We start from the raw sequence: 22,891 nt of genomic DNA on the forward strand, positions 1-22,891 counted from the left end.
GGCTCTAGGCGGGTTTGCGGCTGGCCTGGGCCCGGAAGCGGTCCTTCATCTTGGCCACCCAGCCGTTGAAGGCCTCGTTGTCGGCGGTGACCCTGCTGAAGTCGGTGCTGGATAGAGTGCCCGGGTCGGCGCCGGCCAGGGCCACGCGCAGGCCGTCGGGATTGCGCGCGCCCTCGACGAAGCCGCCGTAGCGCTGGCGCAGACGGCCCAGCGAGGCGTCGTCGTCGGCCAGGCTGAAGGCCACGGCCGACCGCAGCAGCTTGGACTCATCGGCCGGGCTGAGGATGCCCGGCGTCTTCCAGCGATCGGCCAGGGCGCGTTCGTACAGGGCTCCGGCCTGGGGCCAGGTGTGCTGCTTCCAGGCGATCTCGGCGCGGACATCCTCGGCGTCGCGGCTCTTGTCGCTCTCGATCACCTCCAGCGCCGCGTCATAGCGGCCCAGGCCCATCAGGGCGCGGGCGGTGGCCAACCGGCGCTCGGCGTTGAGGGCCGGCGGCAGGATCGTGGTGCGGGTGGCGTTGATGGTGTCCAGCGCGCTCTCGGGCTTGCGGTCCATCAGATAGATCCAGGCCAGGTCGGTGGCGATCTGGGCCTTGGGCACGCCGTTCAGGCGGTTGTCGACCTGGTACTTCAGCAACTTGGCGGCTTCTTCCAACAGGTCGACGTCGACCAGGCGGCGCACCAGGTTGCGGACCATCTGGTCGCCGTCGGCGCCGATCGGGGTCAGGTCCTGGAAATCGTAGAACAGGCCCACCGCCTGGATCGGCTGCATGCCGTCGGCCAGGCCGTCGAGGAACAGGGTCCGGAAGGTGGTGTTGAGGTCGTTGCGCAGCGCCACGGCTTGCGGCTGGTCGGACTGGACGTTGCTGGCCGAGCGCAGCACCTCCAGCGCCTCGCGATAGCGGCCCTGGCGGATCTGCAGCTGACCGAGCGCGCGAATGGTGTCCAGCTCGACCCCGTCGCCGCGCCAGCGGAAGCGCAAGGCGTCCAGCCCCTTGGCGGCGATGTCGGCGCTGATCTGGTTCTTGGCCAGGCGCAGCTGAATGGCGTGAAGGGTGGCGGGCGCGGCCAGGCGGTCGATGCCCGAGCGGGCAATCGCCTGGAACACCGGCAGGGCGCGGGAATCGTTCTTGGCCTCGAAGGCCTTGGCCAGGGTCAGGCGCAGCTCCAGCTGGTCCTCGACCGGGATATTGGGCAGCTTCAGCGCTTGGTTGACCAGGCGGACGGCGGTCTCGGGCGCGCCGACGCCGACCGCCGCCTCGGCCTGGGCGCCCAGGAACCGGGCCTGCCACAGGGCGGGGAACATGTTGAGCGCGCGCGCGCCGTCGGCGAACCGTTGGTTGGCGTCGGCCCACTGGCCGGTCTTGCTGGCGATGTAGCCGCGCCACATCGCGGCCGAGGGATCGTCGTTCAGCACCGGCGAGGCGAAGTCGGTCTCGGCCTCGGCGTAACGGCGCGCCATCACCTTGGCCACGCCGCGCAGGCCCCGGAACTCGCCCTCGCCCATCAGGGTCTGGTGGGCGCGGCCGGCGGCGTTGAGCACGCCGATCGCCTCGAACGACAGGTTGGAGCCGACCAGGAAGCGGGCCAGGGCCATGCGGGCGGCCGTGTCGTCGCCCTTGCCGTCGGCGCCGCCGGCCGCGGGAACCGCGCCGAGCAGAGCGTCGTAGCGGGCCATGAAGCCGCCCGATCCGGTCTTGGACCAGTGTTCGGGATCGATCAGGGCCGGCATCGACATCGCCTGGGGCGCGCCGGCCCCGGCGTCGGCCTGGGCCTGGCCGCTGGACGTCGACGACAGCAGCAGGCCCTTGGGCCGGCCGATGCGGACGATGTCGCCGTCGGCGGTCATCTGCAGGTCGCCGGAATAGCTTTCGACCGCCAGGCCGGTGGCCGATTGCAGCAGGGCCATCTCGACATAGTCGCGACGCGACGGCAGGCCCTTGGACGGGGCCAGGGCGGTGGCGACGGCGATGCGGTCGCCGACCGCCGGGTCGCCCACCCAGACGATCCGGGTCGTGCCCGCGACGGTGGCGGTCAGGGTGGCGGGGCTGGCGTTGTCGTCGCGGGCCACGCGGACCAGATCGGGCGAGTCCTGACTTCCCGCGCCCAGCGCGATCGTCCAGTTGGAGCCGACGCCCTCGGCGTAGAACGGCGCGCCCTGCGGGGTGCTGATGCGCAGCGCCGCGTAGTCGGACCCCTTGAAAACCTGGATGTTGCGGTACTGCGGCGTGCTGGCGGGCAGCTTGCCGATGTCCAGCCGGGCCGGCGCGTCGAACACCACCCACACGGCCTCGCCCCGACGAAACACGGCGGCGCCGGCGGGATTGGCCCAGTCGAAGCTGAGCTGCACCTGGCCCGAGACCTTGTCGAATTTGACCGGCACCACGCCGCCGGCCGGCATCGGATTGGGGCGATTTGGAACGACCGCCGCGACGGGAGCCGGCGCCGGAGCGGCGGCCTGGCGGGCGAACAGGTTTATGAAGTCGTCGCCGTCGGCGTTGCCGGCCCGGAAATCGGCGTCGTCGCTCAGCGCGACCACGATCTCGACCACGCCGCCGACATGGCGCGCCTGGGCGCCCTTCACCCAGCGCGGCGGGCCGACATTGAGGGACGAAAGATTGGGATTGGCGTCGCGCGGGAAGCGCAGCACGACGGCCGTCCCCTCGCGACGGGCCTGCATGCCGCGCGAACCGGGGAACTCCAGCCGCGTGAAATCGGGGGCCTGGGCGATCCGGACCTGAAGACCGGCCGCGGCGACCGGGGCGGCGGCCTTGCGCGGCGCGGGCTTGTGCTGGGCGGACTTCGAGACATGACGCGGCGCGGCCGAGATCGACACCGTCGGGGTCGCGACCCCGAGGATGCAGATCGCCGCGACGGTCGATCTCAGAAACGCCCCCAGCTTCATGCCCCCGCTTTCGCTCCTGTCCCTAGCCGGCCTTCTTGGCGGCCGGGCTCGCGCCGGCCAGCGGCGCGGCCGCGGCCTGGGCCGAGAGATCGGCGGCCGGCTTGTCGGCGGCGGCCAGGGCGGCGCGCTGCTTGGCGATGGCCTCGGACGACAGGCGGTTGGCCAGGCGCTCGGTCAGGATCTTGGCGTCGTTCGGCGACATGTTGGCCAGGATCATGCTGAGCGTGCGTTCCTTCATCCTGGCGGCGATGGGCAGGCGCACGCTGTCGTCCAGCACGCTCATGCGCGCGGCGGCGTCCTTGGGCTTCATGGCCGAATAGACCAGCACCATGCGGTTGGCCTCGACCTCCTTCTGGGCGTCGGCCTGGCCCAGCAGGCCCTGGATCTCGCCCTTCATGCCGGTCAGCGCCTTCATCTTGGCGTCGAGCTTGGCCTCGGCGGCGTTCAGCAGCTGCAGCTGGACATCGATATCCTGCTCGCGCTGGTCCAGCTGGCCGCGGCGCTGGCCCAGGCTCTGCAGCACGCGCAGCTCGGCCGGCGACAGGCCGGCTTCCTTGGCCAACTCGGTCGACGACGGCGCGCAGATCGGCGGCGGCGTCTTGGCGGCGGCGTCCTTGCCGGCGTCGGCGGCCGAGGCGGCCTTCTCGCCGGGCTTGGCCGCGCTCTCGGCGAAGGCCTTGGCGCCGCTCAGCATGTCCGGAAAGGACTTCGCGCCCGCCAGGGCGTTGACGGCGAGCACGCCGACGACGGTGACCCCGATGATCGGCAGGATGCGCGGAACGTTTTTCATCGACGGCCTCTAAAGGTCGAACCGGGGCGCGGCGGATCTTCCGGGCCCTCGAACAAGTCATCATCCATCCGCGCCCGTGAACGCGGAGTTTCCTTCGGCGCGGAAGGCCGCGCGGCGGGCGGCGGCGGAGCGTCGCGCGGGATGCGGGCCTCGCGCTCCAGCAGCTTTTCGAAGTCCTCGGCGCGCAGGCGGCGCGGGGTCTCCGGCGGAAGCTCCGGCTGGGGCGCGCGCATCGGACGCGAGGCGGCGGCGGGGCGCGCGGTCGCGGTCCCTGAAGGGGAAGCCGGCGGCGGCGTGACCATCGGCCGGTCCAGGCGCTCGTCCAACTGGGCGGCCAGGGCCTGGGCCTTGGAAATCCGATCGGCCAGGGTGTCGGCGGCCTCGTCGGTGGCGGCGCGCAGATCGGCCAGGCCCTGCTCGGCGCGCATGGCAGCGCGGTCGAGGTCGGCCACGGCCTTGGTGAAGCCCTCATGACTGTCGCGCAGGGCTTTCAGCCGGCGCTCGAGGCGCACGCCGAAGGCCAGGGCGATCAGCAGCAGGACCGCCAGCAGACCGTTGAGAGCGATGGCCGTCAGACTCATTTCAGCTTCTGAACCGCTTTTCTGGCCGCCGAGGTCAGGGGCGCGTCAGCGCGCACGGCGATCGAGTGGTTGCGGCGGCCCATGCGCCCGCGGGTCAGCGGGATGGAGCCGGCGCGCAGCTCCACCGGGCTGTCGGGCGTGGCGTTGAGCATCAGGGTGTCGCCCACCTGCAGGTTCAGCACCTTGGACAACGGCAGTTGCTGCTCGTCGAGCACGGCGCGCACCTCCATCTGGGTGGTCCAGAGTTCGGTGGCCAAGTGGCCTTCCCAGATGTTGTCGCGGCCGAACTTCTCGCCCATGAACTGCTGGAGCAGCATCTTCCGGATGGGTTCGAGGGTCGCATAGGGCAGCAGAAGCTCGATTCTGCCGCCGCGGTCTTCCATGTCGATCCGAAGCTTCACAAGAATCGCGGCGTTGGCCGGCCGGGCGATGGCGGCGAAGCGCGGATTGGTCTCCAGCCGGTCCAGGCTGAACGACACCGGGTGCAGGGGCTCGAAGGCCGCCTTGGCGTCGTTGAGCACGACCTCGACCATCCGCTGCACCAGCACCCGCTCGATGGTGGTGTAGGGCCGGCCCTCGATGCGCATGGCCGCGGTGCCGCGACGGCCGCCCAGCAGCACGTCGACGATCGAGTAGATCAGGTTGGAGTCGACCGTCAGCAGGCCATAGTTGTCCAGCTCCTCGGCCCGGAACACCGCCAGGATGGCCGGCAGCGGGATCGAGTTCAGATAGTCGCCGAAACGGATCGAGCTGATGTTGTCGAGGCTGACCTCGACGTTGTCCGACGTGAAGTTCCGCAGGGACGTCGTCATCAACCGCACCAGGCGGTCGAAGACGATTTCCAGCATCGGCAGGCGCTCGTACGAGACCAGGGCCGAGTTGATGATCGCGCGGATGCCGGTGCGGTCGTCGTTGCCGTCGCCGGACATGTCGAAGCCCAGCAGGCTGTCGATCTCGTCCTGGTTCAGGATGCGTTCGGCGCCCATGCCGTCGCCGCCGCCGTCGTCCCAGCCGCCCATCCCGCCGCTGAAGTCGCCGAATTGGTTGTCGCCCACCCCGCCGCCTTCGGCGGGCGGGTTTTCCGAGGCCCACTGGGCCATCGCGGCCTGATCGTCGATTTCTTCCGCCATGTCGGTTCGCCTCAGCCAGCCCGAAGGCTAGTTGATCAGCATCTCCTCGATCAGCACCGCGTTCACCTTGGAGGGCGCGGCGACCAGATTAACGCGACGCAGCAGCTCGGCGCGCAGCTGATAGCTGCCCTGGCTGCCGTTGAGGTCTTCCGGACGCATTTCGCGCAGGAAGGTCTGGAACATGTCCTGCAGACGCGGGAGGTTCGAGGTCAGGTGCTCGGCCGTCTCCTCGTCGGGCAGTTCGAAGGTCAGCTTCAGCTTCAGGAAGGTGGAGCGGCCGTCGGCGGCCTGCATGTTCACCACGATGTCGGGCAAGGTGTAGAACACCACGCCGTCGGGGCCTTCCTTGATCACCGGCGCGCCGGCCGCCGGAGCGCCGCCCTCGGCCTTCGCGCCGTGGCCGCCCTTTTCTTCCTTTTTCTTTTCCTTCTTCGGCTTCGCGTGGCCCGCCTCGCCATGAGCGTCGGGCTTGGGCTTCAGAAGCAGAAACGTGGTCACGCCGCCGCCGACCAGCACGACGGCCGCCGCTGCCGCGATGATGATCATCATCGGCGGCTTCTTCTTCGCCGAAGCTTCGCCCTCGACGACGCCCTCTTCGCCTTCGGGGGCGGGAGCTTCCTGGGCAGGTTTCTTGGCCACGCGCGCGGTTCCTTGGAATCTATCGATCTACTCATGCGTGGAGCATGGTTAACGATGTCTTTTGAAGGCCATTTCGCCGCAGGCTGAATCTGCCCGGCAGACTCGGTCACCGAGGCCGCGTTAACCTTCATTCTCGTTGAAATTACTGACTTTTCTGAGTTGGCACGAGGGTTGCTTGCAGACTTGCGGCGCATTTGTCGCGCCAGCCGTCTCGGTAACCGTCATGGATAACGCGCTGTATGTGGGACTTTCGCGGCAGATGACTCTGCGCCGCGAGCTCGACATCGTGGCCAACAACATCGCCAACGCCAACACGACCGGCTTCAAGGTCGAGGCGCTGATGGTCCGCACCGAGCCGGCGAAACCGGCCCGCACCGCCGGCGGCGCGAACCCCGTGAAGTTCGTGTTGGACGACGGCGTGGCGCGCGATTTCAGCCAAGGCGCCCTGACCCAGACGGGCGGCGACTTCGACCTGGCCCTGGAAGGCCAGGGCTTCTTCAAGGTCTCCACGGCCGGCGGCGAGCGCTACACCCGCGACGGCCGCTTCACCATGAGCCCCGAGGGCAAGCTGGTCACCCAGAACGGCGCGGCCGTGCTGGACGAGGGCGGCGGCGAGATCAACCTCGACCCGCTCAAGGGCCCCGTCACCATCGCCCGCGACGGCACGGTCAGCCAGGGCGCCGAGCGCTCCGGCAAGATCGCCGTGGTGCGCCCCACCGACCTGGCCGCGTTCCGCAAGGACGGCGACAACCTCTATCGCAACACCACCAACGACACCCCCCAGGCCGCCCCGAACGCCGCGATCCATCAGGGCATGCTGGAAGCCTCCAACGTCCAATCGATCACCCAGATCACCAAGATGATCGAGGTCAGCCGCGCTTACGAGAGCATGGCCAAGATGATGGACCAAACCTCGGAACTGTCCCGGAGCGCCGTCGAGCGCCTGGGCAAGCCGCAGTAAGGATAACCCACGATGCAAGCGCTTCGCACCGCCGCGACCGGCATGTCGGCCCAACAGCTGAACGTCGAGGTCATCTCCAACAACATCGCCAACATGAACACCGTCGGCTTCAAGCGCCAACGGGCCGAGTTCCAGGATCTGATCTACCAGACCATCGAGCGCGCCGGCTCGCAGTCGTCCGGCGACGGCAACGTGGTCCCGACGGGCATCCAGATCGGCGGCGGCGTCAAGGCCGGCTCGGTCTACCGGATCCACGAGCAGGGCACGCCGTCCATGACGAACAACGAGTTCGACGTGGCCATCCAGGGCAAGGGCTTCCTGCAGATCCTGCTGCCCTCGGGCGAAACCGCCTACACGCGGGCAGGCAACTTCTCGACCAACGACCAGGGCCAGATCGTCACCGAGGACGGCTACACCGTCCAGCCGGGCATCACGATCCCGCAGAACACCGTCGCCACCACCATCACCAAGACCGGCCTGGTGCAGGTGAAGCTGGACGGCGATCCGACGCCCCAGACCGTCGGTCAGCTGGAACTGGCCAACTTCATGAACGAAGGCGGCCTGGAAGCCATCGGCGACAACATGTTCATGGAGACCGCCGCCTCGGGCGCGGCCAACATCGCCGCTCCCGGCCAACCGGGCTTCGGCACCCTGCTGCAGAACTACACCGAAGCCTCGAACGTAGACTCGGTCAGCGAAATCACCGCCCTGATCGTCGCCCAGCGCGCCTACGAGATGAACTCCAAGGTCATCACCACGGCCGACCAGATGCTCCAGGCCACCTCGAACCTGAGGTCGTAAGCTCATGAAAGTTCTCGCCCTTTCCCTCGCCGCACTGCTGATCGCCACGCCGGCCCTGGCCGGTCAGGCCGTCTCGCTGCGGTCCGACACCACAGACGCCGACGGCCGCATCACCCTGGGCGAGCTGTTCGACGGGGCCGGCGCGGCCTCGGACGTGGTGATCGCCAACCGCATGGGTCCGTCGGCCGTGCTCGACGCCGGCGCGGTTCAGGTCGCCGCCCGCCGGGCCGGCCTGGACTGGGCCAACAGCAACGGCCTGCGCCGGATCATCGTCCGCCAAGGCTCCGACACCACGTTGGCCGGCGCCCAGCGCGGCAACGTGGAAGTTCTTGCCTACGCCCGCAGCCTGGCCACCGGCGAGATCGTCCAGCCCGAGGACCTGGTCTGGGTGAAGGTCGCCGCCGGCGCGTCGGACGCGCCCCGCGACGCCGACGACCTGATCGGCATGACCGCCAAACGCCCGCTGCGCCAGGGCGCGGCCGCCAGCCTGCGCGACGTCTCGACCCCGCAGGTCATCAAGGCGGGCGATATCGTCGCAGTCACCTACGAGGACGACGGCGTGGCGCTCACCTTGCAGGGCAAGGCCATGGCGGCGGCGGCCATCGGCGAAAACCTGATGGTCCAGAACACCGCCAGCAAGAAGATCATCGAGACCGTGGTCACCGGACCAGGCTCGACCGCCGTCGGTCCGCGGGCGATGCGCCTGAAGGCCAACCGTAACAACACGCTGCGCTACGCCGCTCGCTGAGAAGGTCACAACCGATGCGCCCCGCCCTCACCGTTCTCCTGCTGCTCGTCCCGCTCGCCGCCTGCTCGACCGTCACCGAAGCGGTGAAGGGTCCGGAACTGGCGCCGGTCGGCTATCCGGCCCAGCTGGCGCCGATGACCCAGCAATACGCCGCCCAGCCCCAGGCCGCCTCGGCCAACTCGCTGTGGCGCACGGGCGCGCGCACCTTCTTCAACGACCAGCGCGCCAGCAAGGTCGGCGACATCCTGACCGTCAACATCGACATCGACGACAGCGCCACCACCAAGAACCAGACCTCGTCGTCGCGCACCTCCGGCAGTTCGCTGGGCGTGCCGAACTTCCTGGGCCTTGAGTCGAGCCTCGGGAAGATCCTGCCGGGCGGCTATGACCCGGCCAACATGGTCAACACCAAGTCGACCAACTCCAACGCCGGGGCCGGCGCGGTGAACCGCTCGGAAAAGATCAGCCTGACCATCGCCGCCGTCGTCTCGGGCGTGCTGCCCAACGGCAACCTGGTGATCCAGGGCACCCAAGAGGTGCGCACCAACGCCGAACTGCGCCAGCTGACGGTCGCCGGCATCGTGCGCCCCGAGGACATCTCCTCGGCCAACACCATCAAGCACACTCAGATCGCCGAGGCCCGCATCAGCTACGGCGGCCGGGGCGACATCAGCCGCGTCCAGAAGACCCCGGGCGGCCAGGCGCTGGTCGAGAAATTCTCGCCGTTCTAGGGGCTTGAACCCCAAACGGCTTGAGCGGACTCCTTGATCGGGCGGGCGCGCGGGGCCAGATTACCCTGCGTCACAGCGCTCGCCCGGACTCGTCGGGCCTGATCCGGAGCCGACCTCATGAACAAGCGCGCTCGCGCCTACTCCGCCCTGGTCGGCGCCGCTCTGTTGGCCGCCGCCCTGCCCGTCGCCGCCAGCGCCCAGTCGTACAGCGGCCCGATGGGCGTGACCGGACGCTGGGCGATCGACCTGCCGCGCTCGAAGTTCAACGCCGCCCTGACCGGCCCCGCGCCGCTGCGCGGCGAGCTCGACGTCACCATCGACGACGGCAAGGCCCTGGCCTGGACCCTGGTCGAGGTGGACGAGGCCGGCGTCGCCGCCCTGCAGTTCGCCCATGCCGTGCTCGACGGCCCGCCGACCCTGGCCGTGGTCAACCTGAACCTGGTGAAGATCAGCGTGCAGCGCGTCGGCCAGAGCGCGGTGACCGTCACCACCCATGGCGAACGGGACTCGCGCCATCAGTCGATGAAGGTCACCCGCACCGACCCGGACACCTTGTTGGTCGAACAGGACATTGACGGTCAGCCGGGCCCGCCGGACCAGACGCTGATCCTGGTCAGGGTGAAGTAGCGCCCTGCGTCCTTCGAGGCTCGGCTACGCCTCGCACCTCAGGATGAGGAATTCAGTGCAACTACGTGCCTCATCCTGAGGCGCCCGCGAAGCGGGCCTCGAAGGACGCAAGGCCTTTCCGCCCTAGCGGTAGCTCAAGCTCCAGTTCACCGTCAGCGGCCCCGACAGGGTTCGCGGCCCGCTCGCGCACTCGGTCAGACTCTCGAAGTCGCCGGTCGGCGTGCGGTAGGCCTTTTCGTCCTTCAGCGCGCGGGACGTGCAACTCAGCCCCGTCACCGTGAAAGCCCGCACGTCACCCTGGCCGTAGGTCGTGGCGCCGCCCTTGGTGCTGGGCGCGCTCGAGAACGCGGCGAACGACAGGTCCACGGCCTTGATCGGCTGGCCGCCCTTGGGCGTGAAAACGTCGGTGCGGCTGATCTTGCCGGGCGCCAGCACATAGGTCGTCCTGACGCTGAACCGGTCGTCGGCGATCGGCGCGCTGGCTCCAAGCCTGTCCAGTTGGGTCTGTTCATAGGTGACGATGGTCCGCGCGCCCTGCTCGGTCACCTTGACGTTCCGGGCGTAGGCCAGCGGCGTCAGACGCGAGCCGTCGGCCAAGGTCAGGCGGGGCAGCAGCTGCGGAAACTCGCCGTCCGCCACGCCCGCCAGCATGCCGGGCGAGAACGGGATCGGGTAGTAGGGCGTGTTTTCGTGCTGGCTCTTGCCGCCGTTGATGATCGGCAAACCGATCACGCGGCCGCGATCGCGCAGGGTGACCACCAGCCGGTCGTGCTCGCCGCGCGCGAACCAGGTGACCCGGCGCTTGGGCAGCGTATCGAGCCAGGCCGCGTAGCCCGGATCAGGCGCCTTGTCCTTGAAGCCCAGCTCGTTCCAGATCGCGCTGGTGTAGATGTGCTGGCGGGCCAGGCTGAGGTTCTCGCCCAGGATCCGGTGCTTGCCGCGATACTCGTCGGTGCGCCGGCCGTGCTCCCACAGGTTCACCGAACCCATCTTCGGATCGAACCAGAAGTCCATGTAGCGGGCGGTGACGCGCGACGAGAAGGCGTAGGCCATGGCCTTTTCCCGCGGGGTCAGCACATCCAGCTTGGCCGCCGCGGTCAGCACCTCCAGGAAGGCCGTCTCGCCATAGGTTCCGATGCTGCGGCCGTATTCGAAGCCCTCGCCGCGCGGGTTCAGGCGCGGCAGCATCAGGTCGACCGACTTGCGCAGCCAGCCCTTGACCTCCGGCGTGGCCGGCATGCCGGCCTCGATCAGGCGGTGGCTGATCTCGCCGATCAGCAGCACGCTGTAGCGGTCGAACCGCCCTTCCCCGTCGGTCTCGTCGGCGAAGCCATATTCGCCTGAGTATTTGCGATAGTGGTCGAGCGTGCGCTCCAGCAGCGCCTCGCTGGCCGAAGCGTCCTCCCAACCCAGCTGATGGCGCAGCCGCGCCACGCTGAAGGCCACGCCGTAATAGTTGTTGGGCAGGTCGATCAGGGTCAGGTCGTCGGGGCGGACGAAGGCGCGCCAGTCCAGCTTGGTCTTCAGCTTGGCCAGGGTTTCCGGAGACACCGCCTGCTCCAGCAGCCCGGCCTCCTGCAGCATGTGCAGGGCCTGGCAGTAGTAGTAGACGCCCCAGGTGTTGTTGGTGTCGTCGACCGTCATGTCGGCGATCTGGCGATAGCCGGCCAGGTAGGTCTTGAACCTCGGGTCGTCGCGCGGGGTGTCGATCAGCAGATAGGCCAGGCCGATCGCCACCTTGCCGGGCAGGAACTTGTCGTCGGCGTCGAACACCCGAACGCCGTCCAGCGTCATGTCGCGTTTCTCGACCATCAGCTTGTCGAGCAGCACGGCCATCTGCGGCAGCAGCCGGGTCTCGACCGTGCGGTTCATCGGCGGAACGGTCGCATAGGCCTGACCGCGTCCGCCCGGATCGGCGGACGGCGGGGCGGCCAGGACCGGCGACGCGACCGCGCCCAGGGCGGCGGCCAGGAAAAGGCGCTTGCGGATGGACTTGAACGGCATCGTTTCCCCGCCCTCGTCAGCCCTTGGCGGAGACGACTTCTTATGTGGCTAGACCATCTGCTACCGGGGCCGCGAATATTGTCAAGCCAATTTACCGACGCTTGCACTAAAGGTCAGACCAATATCGCCACACTGGAAACCTAGGAAATCCGCGCCGCCGCGAGGCGACGCGACGCCCCCGTCACCAGTTGTACATGGTCCCGTCCTCCAGCCGGTTCACCGGCAGGTAGGCGCGTCTGTAGGGATATTGCTCGGCCAGGGCCTCGTCGATGTCGACGCCCAGGCCCGGCTGCTCGCCCGGATGCAGCATGCCGTCCTTGAAGCTGTAGGCATGCGGGAACACCGCATCGGTCTCGGGCGTGTGGCGCATGTATTCCTGCAGCCCGAAGTTCGGAATCGACAGGTCGAAATGCAGGGCCGCGGCCATGGTCACCGGCGACAGGTCAGTGGCGCCGTGACAGCCGGTGCGCACGTGGTGCAGGTCAGCGAAGGCGGCGATCTTGCGCAGATTGGTGATGCCGCCGGCGTGCAGGACCGTGGCCCGCAGATAGTCGATCAGCTGTTCCTGGATCAGGATGTTGGCGTCCCAGACGTGGCTGAAGATCTCGCCCACGGCCAGCGGGGTGGTCGTGTGCTGGCGGATCAGGCGGAAGCCGGCCTGGTTCTCGGCGGGCACCGCGTCCTCCAGCCAGAACAGACGATAGGGCTCCAGATCCTTGCCCAGGCGGCCCGCCTCGATCGGCGTCAGGCGGTGATGAACGTCGTGCAGCAGATGGACGTCGTCGCCCAGGGCTTCGCGCGCGGCCTCGAACAGCTTGGGCGCATGCCTGAGGTACTTGGCCGTCGACCAGACGTTCTCGGTCGGCAGGTTTCCGTCGGCCGGTTCATAGAACATCTTGTCGCCCGACACGCCGTAGGTGCTGGGCAGGCCCGGCACGCCTGACTGCAGGCGAATGGCCTTGTAGCCCAGGGCCTTGTACTTCTGGGCCTCGGCGATGGTGTCGTCGATGGTCTCGCCGTTGGCGTGACCGTAGACGGTGACGCCCTCGCGGCAGGCGCCGCCCAGCAGCTGGTAGAGCGGCAGGCCGGCCACCTTGGCCTTGATGTCCCACAACGCCATGTCGACCGCCGCCAGGGCCGTCATGCCCACCGGACCACCGCGCCAGTACGAGCCGCGATAGAAGAACTGCCAGATGTCCTCGATGCGATGGGCGTCGCGTCCGATCAGGCAGGGGATCATGTGGTCGCGAAGATAGCTGACCACGGCCATTTCGCGCCCGTTCAGCGTCGCGTCGCCGACGCCGGTGACGCCGTCCGAGGTGGTGATCTTCAGGGTGACGAAGTTCCGTCCCGGACAGGTGACGATGACCTTGGCGTCGATAATCTTGAGCATGGAGTGTTGGTCTACCTGGGTCGCTTAAGTGGCCTGACCAATCCATAGACAACATATTACAAATGCGCCAGAGCGACGTGGCGTCTTTTGCGACCATGCTCTAGGCTGTCATCGCCCCGGCGATGCGCGCTGGGCGGGAAAGTCGCATGACCACGTCGACCGCAGAAACTCGTAAGCTCTATCAGCAGGTCGCCAACGCGATCGCCGAATCGATCCGCGAAGGCGCCTACCAGCCTGGGCACCGTCTGCCCTCGGAGCGGGACCTGGCCGAAGATTACAAGGTCAGCCGCCCCACGGTGCGCGAGGCGATGATCGCGCTGGAAATCCGCGGACTGGTCGAGGCGCGCCACGGCTCGGGCGTCTATGTCACCGAGGCGGCGCCGGTCGAGGTCCCCGCCCCCGAGCTGGACATCGGCGCCTTCGAGTTGACCGAGGCCCGCCGTCTGATCGAGGGCGAGTCCTGCGCCCTGGCCGCCACCACCATCACCGACCAGGAACTGATCGACCTGGAAAAGATCCTCGACGACATGGTCGAGGAGAACGAACACGACGTGCGCGGCGACCTGGCCGACCGTCGGTTCCACGTCACCATCGCCCGCGCCACACGCAACAGCGCCTTGGTCACCGTGATCGAGAACCTTTGGGACCTGCGCTACAAGTCGCCGCTGTGCCGGGCGATGCTGGAACGCGCCCGCCAGGTCGGCGTGCGGCCGCTGATCGACGACCACCAGGAAATCCTCAGCGCCCTGAAGGCCCGTGACCCCAAGGAAGCCCGCAACGCCATGCGCGAGCACCTGGGCCGGGTGATCGACAACCTGCTGACCGCCACCGAGATCGACGCCATGCAGCAGGCCCGCAGCGAAGTCGCCGCCCGTCGCAGCGAGCTGGCCCGCCGCTCGCTGATCTAGAGATTTAAAGCCTTGAGGATGGGCGGCTGGAGGGAAGGTTCCAGCCGCCCGTCGCCGGCCGGCCCCGGGAGGAGGTGCGATGAAGGACAAGTCCATCGCGTAGGCCGACGAGGTTCGCCAGAACCCAGCATAGCTCAGCCTTGGCCGAGCGCAAGAGAATTGGCCTGACCATTAATCGTACAAGAGGGGCATGTGGCCAGGCCGATATGGCTCGGCCGGTGAAAACCCGTTCTACTGACTTGACCATCGGCCAAACCGACCTAGCACTGGCCGGCGACGTGGCGGCATAGGTCACGCGCTTCGGGGAAGAACGACGCCATGCGCGCCAGCCTGATCATCGCCCTTTCCGCCCTGGCCCTGACCTCCGGCGCCGCTTCGGCGACCTCCGCCCGGCCCAAGCCCGCGGCGGAACACCACGCGATGGCGATCCAGGCTTCGGCGCTGGGCCGCGAGGTCGCCGCCTGGCAGCTGAGCCACATGGACAACTTCGACTACACGCACGGACACCGGGCCACGCCCGATCCGCGCGGCTGGGTGCAGGGCGCTCTGTTCGTCGGCCTAGCCGCGTTCGCCGAGCGAACCGGCGATCCCGCCCTGGTCCAGGCCGTTCGCGACCATGGCGCCCGGCAAGCCTGGGGCCTGGGCCGTCGTCCGTTGCACGCCGACGACCACGTGATCGGCCAGACCTGGCTGTGGGTCTACAACCGCGATCACGACAAGGCCCAGATCGGGCCGCTGAAGGCCCGCTTCGACGCCATCCTGGCCGATCCGCCCGTGGCCGACCTGACCTTCGTCGACGGAACCGAGGACCAGCCCTGCCAGGCCCGCTGGTGCTGGAGCGACGCCCTGTTCATGGGTCCCGCGACCTGGACGGGCCTGTCGCGCGCCACCGGCGACCCGCGCTACGCCGCCTATGGCGACAAGGAATTCTGGGCCGCCACCGACTGGCTGCTCGACAAGCAGGAAGGCCTCTACTACCGCGACAGCCGCTATTTCGACCGCCGCGACGACCAGGGCCGCAAGATCTTCTGGAGCCGCGGCAACGGCTGGGCCTATGCCGGGATCGTCGACATCCTGAAGACCCTGCCCGCCGACCACCCCTCGCGGCCGCGCTACGAGGCGCTGTTTCGGCGGATGTCGGAGCGGCTGGTGACGCTGCAGAAGCCGGACGGTTACTGGCCCCCGTCCCTGCTGGCCCCCGAAAACACCCCGCCCGAAACCAGCGGCACCGGTTTCTTCGTCTACGGCTTGGCCTATGGCCTGAACCACGGACTGCTGAAGGGGCCTAAGTACGAGGCCGCCATGACCAGGGGCTGGTCCGCCCTGGCCGTCGCCGTCCAGCCCGACGGCAAGCTGGGCTGGGTGCAGCAGATCGGCTACGCGCCCGACCACGTCTCGGCCGACGACACCCAGCTGTACGGCGTGGGCGCTTTTCTTCTGGCCGCGTCGGAAGTCGGCGCGCGATAGAACCGGATCGTCCAGCGCTTCGTTGAGACCCCAGTGCTTCAAAAAGACAGGGCCATGGCCGAGACCATCAACATCGTCTGCCCGCACTGCGACGCCACCAACCGTCTGCCGGCCGAGCGCGACGCCAAGGCGGCCAAGTGCGGCCGTTGCGGGGAGCCGCTGTTCACCGGCCGGCCGGTCGACCTGACCACCGCCCGCTTCCGCAAGCACGTGGCGGCCAGCCAAATCCCGATCGTCGCCGACTTCTGGGCGGCCTGGTGCGGGCCCTGCAAGGCCATCGCCCCGATCTTCGCCCGCTCGACCGCCGAGTTGGAGCCCCGCGCCCGCTTCGTGAAGATCGATGTCGACGCCGAACCGGCCCTGGCCCAGGCCTATGGCGTGCGCGGCATCCCCGCCCTGTTCCTGTTCAAGGACGGCAAGGTCGCCGCGAACCAGGCCGGCCTGCCCGATCCGGGCTTCTTCCGCCGCTGGCTGGACGAGCACGCCCCCGTCGGCTGAACTGGCGTCCCTGGACCCTATGACGCGGCGACGCGTTTTGAGTCTCTACGCATCCACCCGTCGGAAGATCGCGATGCTCAAAGAACTCGGCCTGATAACCCTGCCCCCGCTCGCCCTGCTGCTGTCGAACTGCAGCGCGGGGCCCGCCCTGCCGCCCGAACAGGGTTACGGTCCTCATCCCGTCCTGCCCGTCGCCCAGAAGCAGACGATCCCGGTGATGAAGATCGCGCCGGCGGTCGGCTGGGCCGACGGCCAGACGCCGGACGCCGCGCCCGGCTTCGTCGCCACCGCCCTGGTCCGGGGCCTGGACCACCCGCGCTGGCTCTATATGCTGCCCAACGGGGACGTGCTGATCGCCGAAACCAACGCTCCGCCCAAGCCAGAGGACGGCAAGGGCATCAGGGGCTGGTTCCAGAAGATCATCATGGGCCGGGCCGGCGCCACCGTGCCCACGGCCAACCGCATCACCCTGGTGCGCGACGCCAACAACGACGGAATGCTGGAGGCCCGCACCACCTTCCTGTCGGGTCTGAACTCGCCGTTCGGCATGGCCCTGGTGGGCGACACCTTCTACGTCGCCGACAGCGACGCCCTGCTGGCCTTCCCCTACCAGGCCGGCCAGACCCAGATCACGGCCGCGCCCCACAAGGTCGCCGACCTACCGGCCGGACCGATCAACCACCACTGGACCAAAAACGTCATCGCCAGCCCGGACGGCTCCAAGCTGTATGTGACCGTCGGCTCCAACAGCAATGTCGGCGAGAACGGCATGGCCGCCGAAGAACGCCGCGCCGCGATCCTGGAGATCGATCGGGTCACCGGCGCCAGCCGGGTCTTCGCCTCGGGCCTGCGCAACCCCAACGGCATGGACTGGCAGCCCACGAGCGGCGCCCTGTGGACCAGCGTCAACGAGCGCGACGAGATCGGCAACGACCTGGTCCCCGACTACATGACGTCGGTCAAGGACGGCGGCTTCTACGGCTGGCCCTACAGCTATTACGGCCAGACGGTGGACGCCCGGGTGAAACCGCAGCGGCCGGACCTAGTGGCCAGGGCGATCAAGCCTGACTATGCCCTGGGGGCCCATACGGCTTCGCTGGGCCTGACCTTCTACAAGGCCGACGCCTTCCCTGCCCGCTACAGGGGCGGCGCTTTCATCGGCCAGCACGGCTCGTGGAACCGCAAGCCGGTCAACGGTTATCGCGTGGCGTTCGTGCCGTTCGCGGGCGGCATGCCGTCCGGTCCGGCCGAACCGTTCCTGACCGGCTTCCTCGACGCCAAGGGCCAGGCCTTGGGCCGACCGGTCGGGGTGGCGGTCGACAAGTTCGGCGCCCTGCTGGTGGCCGACGACGTCGGCAACACCGTTTGGCGGGTGGCCGCCAACACGCCGCCGGCCGCGGCGAAGGCCGCGCCCTAACCGCCGCGACAGGCGTTGAACGCCGCCTCGTCCAGCACGCCCTCGCGCTTTGCGACGACGACCGGGGCGAGGATTCGGCCGCCCCGGCGTCGGCGTGTCACATGGTCAACGACCCGCCGCGGGTTCTAGAAAAGGGACAGTCGCAGCTTCCAGCACTCCGGGGATTCCCATGAGCCTGTCCTTCCTCATCGGCGCCGTCATCGGCTCCGGCGCCTTCATTCTGCTGGGCCGCGCGCCGGCGCAGAAGCTTGTCGCGGCCGTCCAGGCCCGCATCGGCAAGCCACGCTAGCGCCAGTTGAAAGCAACGCCCGACCTGTCGAAAAGTCTTCGTCGCATTTTCGCGTCTAAACACGCACATGTGTCGGAACGAAAGTCTTGGCGAACGCCTTTATTCCGCATCGGCGCGCGGCTCGCACGCCTTTTGATGCCAAGGAGGCGTACATGTCTATTCTTGCGTGGATCGTGCTCGGCCTCGTCGCCGGCTTCATCGCCAGCAAACTGGTCAGCCGTAGCGGCGGCAGCCTGGTGGTGGACCTGGTGCTCGGGATCGTCGGCGCCGTGGTGGGCGGGTTCCTGTTCAACCAGTTCGGCTCCGCCGGGGTCACCGGCCTGAACCTCTACAGCCTGCTGGTCGCCGTGATCGGCGCGGTCGTCGTGCTAGCGATCTACCACGCCTTCACCGGCCGCCGAGCGCTCTAGGCGCTCGGGTCTTCACGACCCAAAGAAATAGCGCCTTCGGTCCAGCCGGAGGCGCTTTTTCTTGGCCTTCGCCTCAGAGGTCCAAGGCCTGTTGCAGCATCTTCAGCGCCACGCGCAGGCATTCGATCCGCAGCGGTCCGCGACCGATGTCGCCGAACCGGACCTGACGATGATGGGTGTAGCCGCCGCGGCGCGCGCAGGCGAAATGGACCAGGCCCGCGGGCCGCTGCGGATCCCCGACGTCCTCCGCCCAGCCGGTGATCGACACCGCCACGTCGGCGCTGGACCGCCGGATCGCCCCGTCGGCCATGGCGATGGCGGTCGGCTGCGAAACCGAGCCGCCGTGCGGCAACAGCGAAGGCGACACGCCCAGCAGCTCGATCTTGGCGGCGTCGGTATAGACCACGAAACCGCGCTCGAAGGCGTGGGAGCATCCCGGCACGTCGGTGAGCAGCGAGGCCAGCAGGCCGCCGGTGCAGCTCTCCGCCGTCGCCAGGGTCAGGTCGCGCGCGCAGGCGGCCTCGAGGACCGCCCGCGTCAGTTCGTCGATGTCCGACGGCAAGATCGGATCCAGCGCCTCGGCCATTGGCCCTCCGGAAAAAGAGGAAGGCCCGAAGGCCCTCCTCGAGCCGTCAGTTCGGCTGCTTGCCGCCCAATTCGGCCATCAGCTCGTCCTTGCGGGCCTTCAGGCGTTCGCCCATGGCGTCGAGATCCTCGTCGCCCTTCTTGGCCTGGGCGAAGATGCCGCCGGGCTGCTCCTCTTCCTTGACGTGGTGCTTGACGTATTCGCCCAGCACCTTGACCTTGGCGTCGTAATACTCGTCGCTCGGATTCATCGCCTCGATCTCGGCGATCAGCTTCTTGGCGCCGTCGTGCTCGACATAGGCCTCGTCCAGCATGTCGTCCTCGACCTCGCCGCGCTCCTCCGGATAGAGGATCTCCTCCTCGATCTGGGTATGGACCTTCAAGGCCAGGGCGATCTTGTTGAACAGGGCAAGCTTCTCGGCGTCGCCCTCCAGCTGTTCGTACTCGTCGAACCAGCCTTCGACCTCGCGGTGATCCTTCTTCAGAAGGGTGATCGCCAGCGGGTCGCGACGGCCCGTGCGGCGCGTGCGGCGGGGCTTGGCGGATCCAGCCTTGGATTGGGCCTTGGTCGATGCGCTCTTGGCGGAGGTCGCCATGGTGTCTCTCCCTGAATGCTTGGTCGCCGACGTCGGCGGACCACAAAAAACACTTCAATTCAGAGGGCGTTCCCGATCGGGGATCGGCGCGGACAAGTATTACAAGTAAGTCGACTCCTCGACAAAGTATTCGATAACGGTTCTCACCGAGAGCATCCGCGCACGAAAAAGCCCGGGCGCGAAACGCCCGGGCTTCTCCGTCTTGGCTGGGGCGGGGCCTAGTGGCCGCCGGCCACCGCGTCTTCCTGGATCTCGTGGACCTTCGCGCCGCGCGCGGCGAACGAGAACCACAGGACGTACAGGTAGCAGACCAGCGGCACGATGAAGGCCAACGAGCGGGCTCCGGTCGGGAAGTGGGCCACCAGTTGGTCCACCGTGGCGCCGTACAGGATCGAGATGAACCCGCCGCCGCAGATGGCCATGCACATCAGGCCCGAGGTCGCCGAGGCCGGGGCCGACGAACGTTCCAGGGTGATGGTGAAGATGGTCGGGAACATGATCGAGTTGAACAGGCCGATCAGGATCGCCGCGACGCCCGGGATGAAACCCATGGTCAGCGGCGCGATATAGTCGCCCGGCAGATGGACCGTTCCGCCCAGGGGCGTGGCCGGCATCTGGTAGGTGGCGATGACCAGGGCGCAGAGGGCCGTGGCGCAGGCCGCCACCAGGGCCAGCATGGTCGTGGCCTTGACATAGCGCAGCAGCACCGAGCCGCCGAAGCGGCCGAACATCGCGAACAGCATGAAGATCGGACCGACGAAGCCGGCGACCTGCGACGGCACGTTGAGGATCTGCTTCTGCTCGAGGAAGAAGATCATCCCCGAGATCACGCAGACCTCGGCGCCGACATAGAGGAAGATGCCCAGCGAACCGAGATTGGCCCACTTGGACTGCAGCGCCTTGAACGGCGACTCTATGTGCTCGGCCATCTTCGGCGCGTGGTGGGTGATGGTGTTGCGCACCAGGAACACGGCCAGGGTGAAGAAGGCCAAGACCACCGCGATCATCAGATAGACGTTGGTGACGAAGCCCAGGCCGGTGACCTTCATGGCCTCGGTGACCACCACGTCCTTTTCGAACAGCGGCCCCTTGAGCAGGAAGCCGGCGCCGAAGATGCCGCCCACATAGGCGCCCATCGAGTTGAAGGCCTGCGAGAGGTTGAGGCGGAAGTGCGAACCCTTGGGGTCGCCCATCGAGGCGATCAGCGGGTTGGCCGCGACCTGCAGCAGAGTGATGCCCGAAGCGGCGACGAACAGGCCCAGCAGGACGGTGATGAAGTTGTGCGAGAAGGTCGTCGACCAGGCGATCAGGCAACCGGCCACGATGCCGGTGAGGCCCAGCACGATCGACTTGGCGTAGCCCTTCCGGGCCAGGTACCACGCCGAGGGGATCGACATGATCCCGTAGGCGATGAAGAACGCGAACTGGTTCAGCTGCGTCTCGAAGTCCGTCAGCGTGTAGATGACCTTCATGCTCTTCACGAGCGGGTCGATCAGATTGGTGACGAACGCCCAGATGAAGAAGAGCGCCGTCACGTAGACGACGGCCAGGATCAGGCCGCCTCCCCCGGTCTTGGGCGCCGCTCCGGTCGTCGGAGCCTGCGCCGCACCCATACCTGCCATGTTGTTTACTCCCCTGTCCGACGTTGCGGGACGCGACATCCACCCCAACGGTGACAACGTTGTCAAGCGTCGAGGCCGAAAACCGCCCGCTCTGAGCTACCGCCAGGGAACCGATCACCCGATTCGACGGTTACGCCGAAAACTCCGACAAATCCCCGCCGATGGGAAGACCGTGATGTCGATGATCGCCATTCTGCTGACCTCGGGCCTGGTGACCGTGATCGCCGTGATCGGTCTGGCCGACGCCTTCACCCACCTGCTGTGCTGGTCCGCGCGGTCGCTGCGGGAGCCGGAGGCGCTCCGCGCCGACAGCCCGTCCGCCGACGCGGCGCGCCGCGAGCGCCTGGTCGCCTAGGCGGCCTTGCGGCTCGGCGCCGGCGCGGTCGAGACGTCCCACACGTCGTGCGCGGTTTCGCCCGCCAGGATGTTCTCGGCGGTCAACAGGCCGCTGAGCGTGGCCTGGTCGCGTTCTCCGTCGCGGTGCAGGCCGTTGCGGCCCGCCAGGTGCAGGCTGGGAAACTGCATCTTCAGGTCCAGGCGGATCATCGCCCGGTGCTCGGCGCAATCCTCGTCCTCGATCGGCAGCACCTTGCGCTGACGCACGACGCGGGCGTCGCTGACGGCGGTCGGGTCCATCAGCCCCATCACCGCGGCCTCGCGCCAGGCCAGGGCCACCAGGTCGGCGTCGCTGGCCGTCCACAGGCCATCACCCTCGAAGCAGAAGTATTCCAGGCCCAGGCAGCTGGCCGCCTCGCCTTCCGGGGCCATGGCAGGCGACCAGGCGCGGTAGTTCTGCACCCGGCCGACCTGCAGGTCGGTGTCGTGGACGTCGATCGCGGTCTCGCGCAGCGGCTTGCGCGTGCGGCCCACCAGGGCGACCGTGATCTGGTCGCGGTACATCAGCTCGCCGGCGTGGAACAGGCTGATCGGCGTGGGCCGCAGCATGCTCATCAGCTCGCGCAGCGGCGCGGTCGAGACGACGTGGTCGGCGGTGCGGACCTCGTGGGCGCCGTCCTCGCGCAGGATCGTCACCGTCCACAGCTTGGCGGCGGCGTCGAACTTCAGGGACTCCACGCGCCGGCCCAAGGCCACCTCGCCACCGAGCGTCGCGATCTTGTCGGCGCAGGCCCGCCAAACCGAACCGGCCCCGTCGCGGGGATAGCGCAGACTGGGCGCCGGCTTGGCGGCGCCGGCGCGGCCGGCCGGCATCTGGTCGCTGATCAGGCCCGACACCTTCTCGGCGAAAGGCCGAAACAGCATCGCCGACAACCGCTTGCCGACCCGGTTGCGGATTTCGTCGGCGAAGGTCCTGGGCGTCTTGATCGGGCGGATCTTGGCCAGACCGAACGAGGCCAGGCAGGCCGCCGCGCCGCGCAGCCCCAGGTGGGCCAGGGTCTCCAGGGTCTTCAACGGATAGGCGTAGAAGTGTTCACGGTGATAGATGCGCGCCGTGCGCGGCTGCTCGACGAAGCCGTCGGGCAAGAGTTCGGACCACAGCGCCAGCACGCCGGGCGAGGCCGACGCGTAGGCCCCGCCGTTCAGGTCGATCTTGAAGCCGTTGTGTTCGATCGTGCGGTTTGAACCGCCGACCTCACGGGGGTCCATCTCCAGCACGGCGACGTCGCGCCCCGCCTTGGCCAGAACATAGGCGGCGGTCAGGCCGGCCGGTCCGGCCCCGATCACCAAGGTTTCGACGTGCTGCCCCATGACGCGATGGTCCCCGTTCGAGAACCATGTTCGCGTAATAAGGTTAAGACCGCCCCGCCGGACGTGGTGAAATAGCCCTAAA

General features: G+C 68.1%; 22 protein-coding genes and 1 pseudogene. 12 read left to right on the forward strand and 11 right to left on the reverse strand.

The window, feature by feature from the left end:
• Nucleotides 1–4: 4 nt before the first annotated feature.
• The 5 genes from ASD38_RS08400 to fliL are packed head-to-tail and all read right to left on the reverse strand — an operon-like array spanning nucleotide 5 to nucleotide 6,045.
• Entirely contained in the window at nucleotides 5–2,905 is a 2,901-nt protein-coding gene (locus tag ASD38_RS08400; RefSeq protein WP_056459248.1) for a hypothetical protein, read from the reverse strand.
• Nucleotides 2,906–2,927: 22 nt separating this feature from the next.
• On the reverse strand, nucleotides 2,928–3,695 hold the full coding sequence (locus tag ASD38_RS08405; protein ID WP_056441689.1) for a MotE family protein: 768 nt from the start codon (nucleotides 3,693–3,695) through the stop codon (nucleotides 2,928–2,930).
• Nucleotides 3,692–4,276 (reverse strand): DUF6468 domain-containing protein, encoded by a 585-nt coding sequence (locus tag ASD38_RS08410; RefSeq protein ID WP_056459251.1) that lies wholly within the window; start codon nucleotides 4,274–4,276, stop codon nucleotides 3,692–3,694. The genes ASD38_RS08405 and ASD38_RS08410 overlap by 4 nt, the downstream gene beginning before the upstream one ends.
• Nucleotides 4,273–5,406, reverse strand: coding sequence for a flagellar motor switch protein FliM (fliM, locus tag ASD38_RS08415; protein ID WP_056441695.1), 1,134 nt, complete (start codon nucleotides 5,404–5,406; stop codon nucleotides 4,273–4,275). Before fliM ends, ASD38_RS08410 begins: the two co-directional genes overlap by 4 nt.
• A 27-nt stretch (nucleotides 5,407–5,433) precedes the next feature.
• Complete coding sequence (gene fliL / locus ASD38_RS08420) at nucleotides 5,434–6,045, reverse strand: flagellar basal body-associated protein FliL (RefSeq protein ID WP_056459254.1); 612 nt, start codon at nucleotides 6,043–6,045, stop codon at nucleotides 5,434–5,436.
• Nucleotides 6,046–6,268: 223 nt separating this feature from the next.
• Between fliL and flgF the strand changes: the two genes are divergently transcribed.
• From flgF to ASD38_RS24175, 6 genes and pseudogenes are all read left to right on the forward strand, one after another.
• Nucleotides 6,269–7,006, forward strand: coding sequence for a flagellar basal-body rod protein FlgF (flgF, locus tag ASD38_RS08425; RefSeq protein ID WP_056441699.1), 738 nt, complete (start codon nucleotides 6,269–6,271; stop codon nucleotides 7,004–7,006).
• A gap of 12 nt (nucleotides 7,007–7,018) precedes the next feature.
• Entirely contained in the window at nucleotides 7,019–7,807 is a 789-nt protein-coding gene (flgG, locus tag ASD38_RS08430; RefSeq protein WP_056441702.1) for a flagellar basal-body rod protein FlgG, read from the forward strand.
• A 4-nt stretch (nucleotides 7,808–7,811) separates the two neighbouring features.
• Entirely contained in the window at nucleotides 7,812–8,555 is a 744-nt protein-coding gene (gene flgA, locus ASD38_RS08435) for a flagellar basal body P-ring formation chaperone FlgA (RefSeq protein WP_056459256.1), read from the forward strand.
• A gap of 14 nt (nucleotides 8,556–8,569) precedes the next feature.
• Nucleotides 8,570–9,286, forward strand: a complete 717-nt coding sequence (gene flgH / locus ASD38_RS08440; protein WP_056459259.1) for a flagellar basal body L-ring protein FlgH — start codon at nucleotides 8,570–8,572, stop codon at nucleotides 9,284–9,286.
• A gap of 117 nt (nucleotides 9,287–9,403) precedes the next feature.
• Nucleotides 9,404–9,913, forward strand: a complete 510-nt coding sequence (locus ASD38_RS08445) for a hypothetical protein (RefSeq protein ID WP_056459261.1) — start codon at nucleotides 9,404–9,406, stop codon at nucleotides 9,911–9,913.
• Nucleotides 9,914–10,023, forward strand: a pseudogene (locus ASD38_RS24175) (hypothetical protein); the annotation flags it as partial. It abuts the gene before it with no gap.
• Nucleotides 10,024–10,036: 13 nt separating this feature from the next.
• Here the strand turns inward: ASD38_RS24175 and ASD38_RS08450 are convergent.
• Both ASD38_RS08450 and manD read right to left on the reverse strand, forming a co-directional pair.
• Entirely contained in the window at nucleotides 10,037–11,917 is a 1,881-nt protein-coding gene (locus ASD38_RS08450; protein ID WP_056459266.1) for a hypothetical protein, read from the reverse strand.
• A 181-nt stretch (nucleotides 11,918–12,098) separates the two neighbouring features.
• The gene (gene manD, locus ASD38_RS08455; protein WP_056441717.1) at nucleotides 12,099–13,310 is read right to left on the reverse strand and encodes a mannonate dehydratase; all 1,212 of its coding nucleotides are present in this window, start codon (nucleotides 13,308–13,310) and stop codon (nucleotides 12,099–12,101) included.
• 146 nt (nucleotides 13,311–13,456) lie between these two features.
• On the opposite strand from manD, the gene ASD38_RS08460 reads away from it, so the two are divergent.
• From ASD38_RS08460 to ASD38_RS08480, 5 genes are all read left to right on the forward strand, one after another.
• Nucleotides 13,457–14,218, forward strand: a complete 762-nt coding sequence (locus ASD38_RS08460; protein ID WP_056441719.1) for a FadR/GntR family transcriptional regulator — start codon at nucleotides 13,457–13,459, stop codon at nucleotides 14,216–14,218.
• A 318-nt stretch (nucleotides 14,219–14,536) separates the two neighbouring features.
• On the forward strand, nucleotides 14,537–15,685 hold the full coding sequence (locus tag ASD38_RS08465; RefSeq protein ID WP_056459267.1) for a glycoside hydrolase family 88/105 protein: 1,149 nt from the start codon (nucleotides 14,537–14,539) through the stop codon (nucleotides 15,683–15,685).
• Nucleotides 15,686–15,739: 54 nt separating this feature from the next.
• Nucleotides 15,740–16,183 (forward strand): thioredoxin TrxC, encoded by a 444-nt coding sequence (gene trxC / locus ASD38_RS08470; RefSeq protein ID WP_056441723.1) that lies wholly within the window; start codon nucleotides 15,740–15,742, stop codon nucleotides 16,181–16,183.
• Between the two features lie 73 nt (nucleotides 16,184–16,256).
• Nucleotides 16,257–17,600: a PQQ-dependent sugar dehydrogenase gene (locus tag ASD38_RS08475; protein ID WP_056459270.1), complete on the forward strand. Its 1,344-nt coding sequence runs from the start codon at nucleotides 16,257–16,259 to the stop codon at nucleotides 17,598–17,600.
• Between the two features lie 441 nt (nucleotides 17,601–18,041).
• A complete protein-coding gene (locus tag ASD38_RS08480) occupies nucleotides 18,042–18,299 on the forward strand; it encodes a GlsB/YeaQ/YmgE family stress response membrane protein (protein ID WP_035081411.1) in 258 nt (85 codons plus the stop codon).
• A gap of 73 nt (nucleotides 18,300–18,372) precedes the next feature.
• On the opposite strand, the gene ASD38_RS08485 is transcribed toward ASD38_RS08480, so the two are convergent.
• The 3 genes from ASD38_RS08485 to ASD38_RS08495 all read right to left on the reverse strand — a co-directional run bounded on the left by ASD38_RS08485 (nucleotide 18,373) and on the right by ASD38_RS08495 (nucleotide 21,102).
• Nucleotides 18,373–18,885: a CinA family protein gene (locus tag ASD38_RS08485; RefSeq protein ID WP_056441727.1), complete on the reverse strand. Its 513-nt coding sequence runs from the start codon at nucleotides 18,883–18,885 to the stop codon at nucleotides 18,373–18,375.
• A gap of 46 nt (nucleotides 18,886–18,931) precedes the next feature.
• Entirely contained in the window at nucleotides 18,932–19,480 is a 549-nt protein-coding gene (locus ASD38_RS08490; RefSeq protein ID WP_056441730.1) for a hemerythrin domain-containing protein, read from the reverse strand.
• 218 nt (nucleotides 19,481–19,698) lie between these two features.
• A complete protein-coding gene (locus ASD38_RS08495) occupies nucleotides 19,699–21,102 on the reverse strand; it encodes an MFS transporter (protein WP_082554751.1) in 1,404 nt (467 codons plus the stop codon).
• 175 nt (nucleotides 21,103–21,277) lie between these two features.
• On the opposite strand from ASD38_RS08495, the gene ASD38_RS08500 reads away from it, so the two are divergent.
• Nucleotides 21,278–21,457, forward strand: coding sequence for a hypothetical protein (locus tag ASD38_RS08500; RefSeq protein WP_056441735.1), 180 nt, complete (start codon nucleotides 21,278–21,280; stop codon nucleotides 21,455–21,457).
• Here ASD38_RS08500 and ASD38_RS08505 read toward each other — a convergent pair.
• Nucleotides 21,454–22,809 (reverse strand): FAD-dependent oxidoreductase, encoded by a 1,356-nt coding sequence (locus tag ASD38_RS08505; protein ID WP_056441737.1) that lies wholly within the window; start codon nucleotides 22,807–22,809, stop codon nucleotides 21,454–21,456. The genes ASD38_RS08500 and ASD38_RS08505 overlap by 4 nt on opposite strands.
• Nucleotides 22,810–22,891 lie beyond the last annotated feature (82 nt).

The sequence above is a fragment of the Caulobacter sp. Root487D2Y genome (assembly GCF_001427165.1).
GTDB lineage: Bacteria > Pseudomonadota > Alphaproteobacteria > Caulobacterales > Caulobacteraceae > Caulobacter.

Excerpts from the sequence above, each read along its gene's own strand:
- ASD38_RS08480 (WP_035081411.1), top strand. The coding sequence starts at position 18,042 with ATGTCTATTCTTGCGTGGATCGTGCTCGGCCTCGTCGCCGGCTTCATC.
- ASD38_RS08495 (WP_082554751.1), bottom strand. The coding sequence starts at position 21,102 with ATGGCAGGTATGGGTGCGGCGCAGGCTCCGACGACCGGAGCGGCGCCC.
- manD (WP_056441717.1), bottom strand. The coding sequence starts at position 13,310 with ATGCTCAAGATTATCGACGCCAAGGTCATCGTCACCTGTCCGGGACGG.
- ASD38_RS08475 (WP_056459270.1), top strand. The coding sequence starts at position 16,257 with ATGCTCAAAGAACTCGGCCTGATAACCCTGCCCCCGCTCGCCCTGCTG.
- flgG (WP_056441702.1), top strand. The coding sequence starts at position 7,019 with ATGCAAGCGCTTCGCACCGCCGCGACCGGCATGTCGGCCCAACAGCTG.
- flgA (WP_056459256.1), top strand. The coding sequence starts at position 7,812 with ATGAAAGTTCTCGCCCTTTCCCTCGCCGCACTGCTGATCGCCACGCCG.
- flgH (WP_056459259.1), top strand. The coding sequence starts at position 8,570 with ATGCGCCCCGCCCTCACCGTTCTCCTGCTGCTCGTCCCGCTCGCCGCC.
- trxC (WP_056441723.1), top strand. The coding sequence starts at position 15,740 with ATGGCCGAGACCATCAACATCGTCTGCCCGCACTGCGACGCCACCAAC.
- ASD38_RS08485 (WP_056441727.1), bottom strand. The coding sequence starts at position 18,885 with ATGGCCGAGGCGCTGGATCCGATCTTGCCGTCGGACATCGACGAACTG.
- fliM (WP_056441695.1), bottom strand. The coding sequence starts at position 5,406 with ATGGCGGAAGAAATCGACGATCAGGCCGCGATGGCCCAGTGGGCCTCG.
- ASD38_RS08500 (WP_056441735.1), top strand. The coding sequence starts at position 21,278 with ATGTCGATGATCGCCATTCTGCTGACCTCGGGCCTGGTGACCGTGATC.
- ASD38_RS08505 (WP_056441737.1), bottom strand. The coding sequence starts at position 22,809 with ATGGGGCAGCACGTCGAAACCTTGGTGATCGGGGCCGGACCGGCCGGC.
- flgF (WP_056441699.1), top strand. The coding sequence starts at position 6,269 with ATGGATAACGCGCTGTATGTGGGACTTTCGCGGCAGATGACTCTGCGC.
- ASD38_RS08490 (WP_056441730.1), bottom strand. The coding sequence starts at position 19,480 with ATGGCGACCTCCGCCAAGAGCGCATCGACCAAGGCCCAATCCAAGGCT.
- ASD38_RS08465 (WP_056459267.1), top strand. The coding sequence starts at position 14,537 with ATGCGCGCCAGCCTGATCATCGCCCTTTCCGCCCTGGCCCTGACCTCC.
- ASD38_RS08410 (WP_056459251.1), bottom strand. The coding sequence starts at position 4,276 with ATGAGTCTGACGGCCATCGCTCTCAACGGTCTGCTGGCGGTCCTGCTG.
- ASD38_RS08400 (WP_056459248.1), bottom strand. The coding sequence starts at position 2,905 with ATGAAGCTGGGGGCGTTTCTGAGATCGACCGTCGCGGCGATCTGCATC.
- ASD38_RS08450 (WP_056459266.1), bottom strand. The coding sequence starts at position 11,917 with ATGCCGTTCAAGTCCATCCGCAAGCGCCTTTTCCTGGCCGCCGCCCTG.
- ASD38_RS08445 (WP_056459261.1), top strand. The coding sequence starts at position 9,404 with ATGAACAAGCGCGCTCGCGCCTACTCCGCCCTGGTCGGCGCCGCTCTG.
- ASD38_RS08405 (WP_056441689.1), bottom strand. The coding sequence starts at position 3,695 with ATGAAAAACGTTCCGCGCATCCTGCCGATCATCGGGGTCACCGTCGTC.
- ASD38_RS08460 (WP_056441719.1), top strand. The coding sequence starts at position 13,457 with ATGACCACGTCGACCGCAGAAACTCGTAAGCTCTATCAGCAGGTCGCC.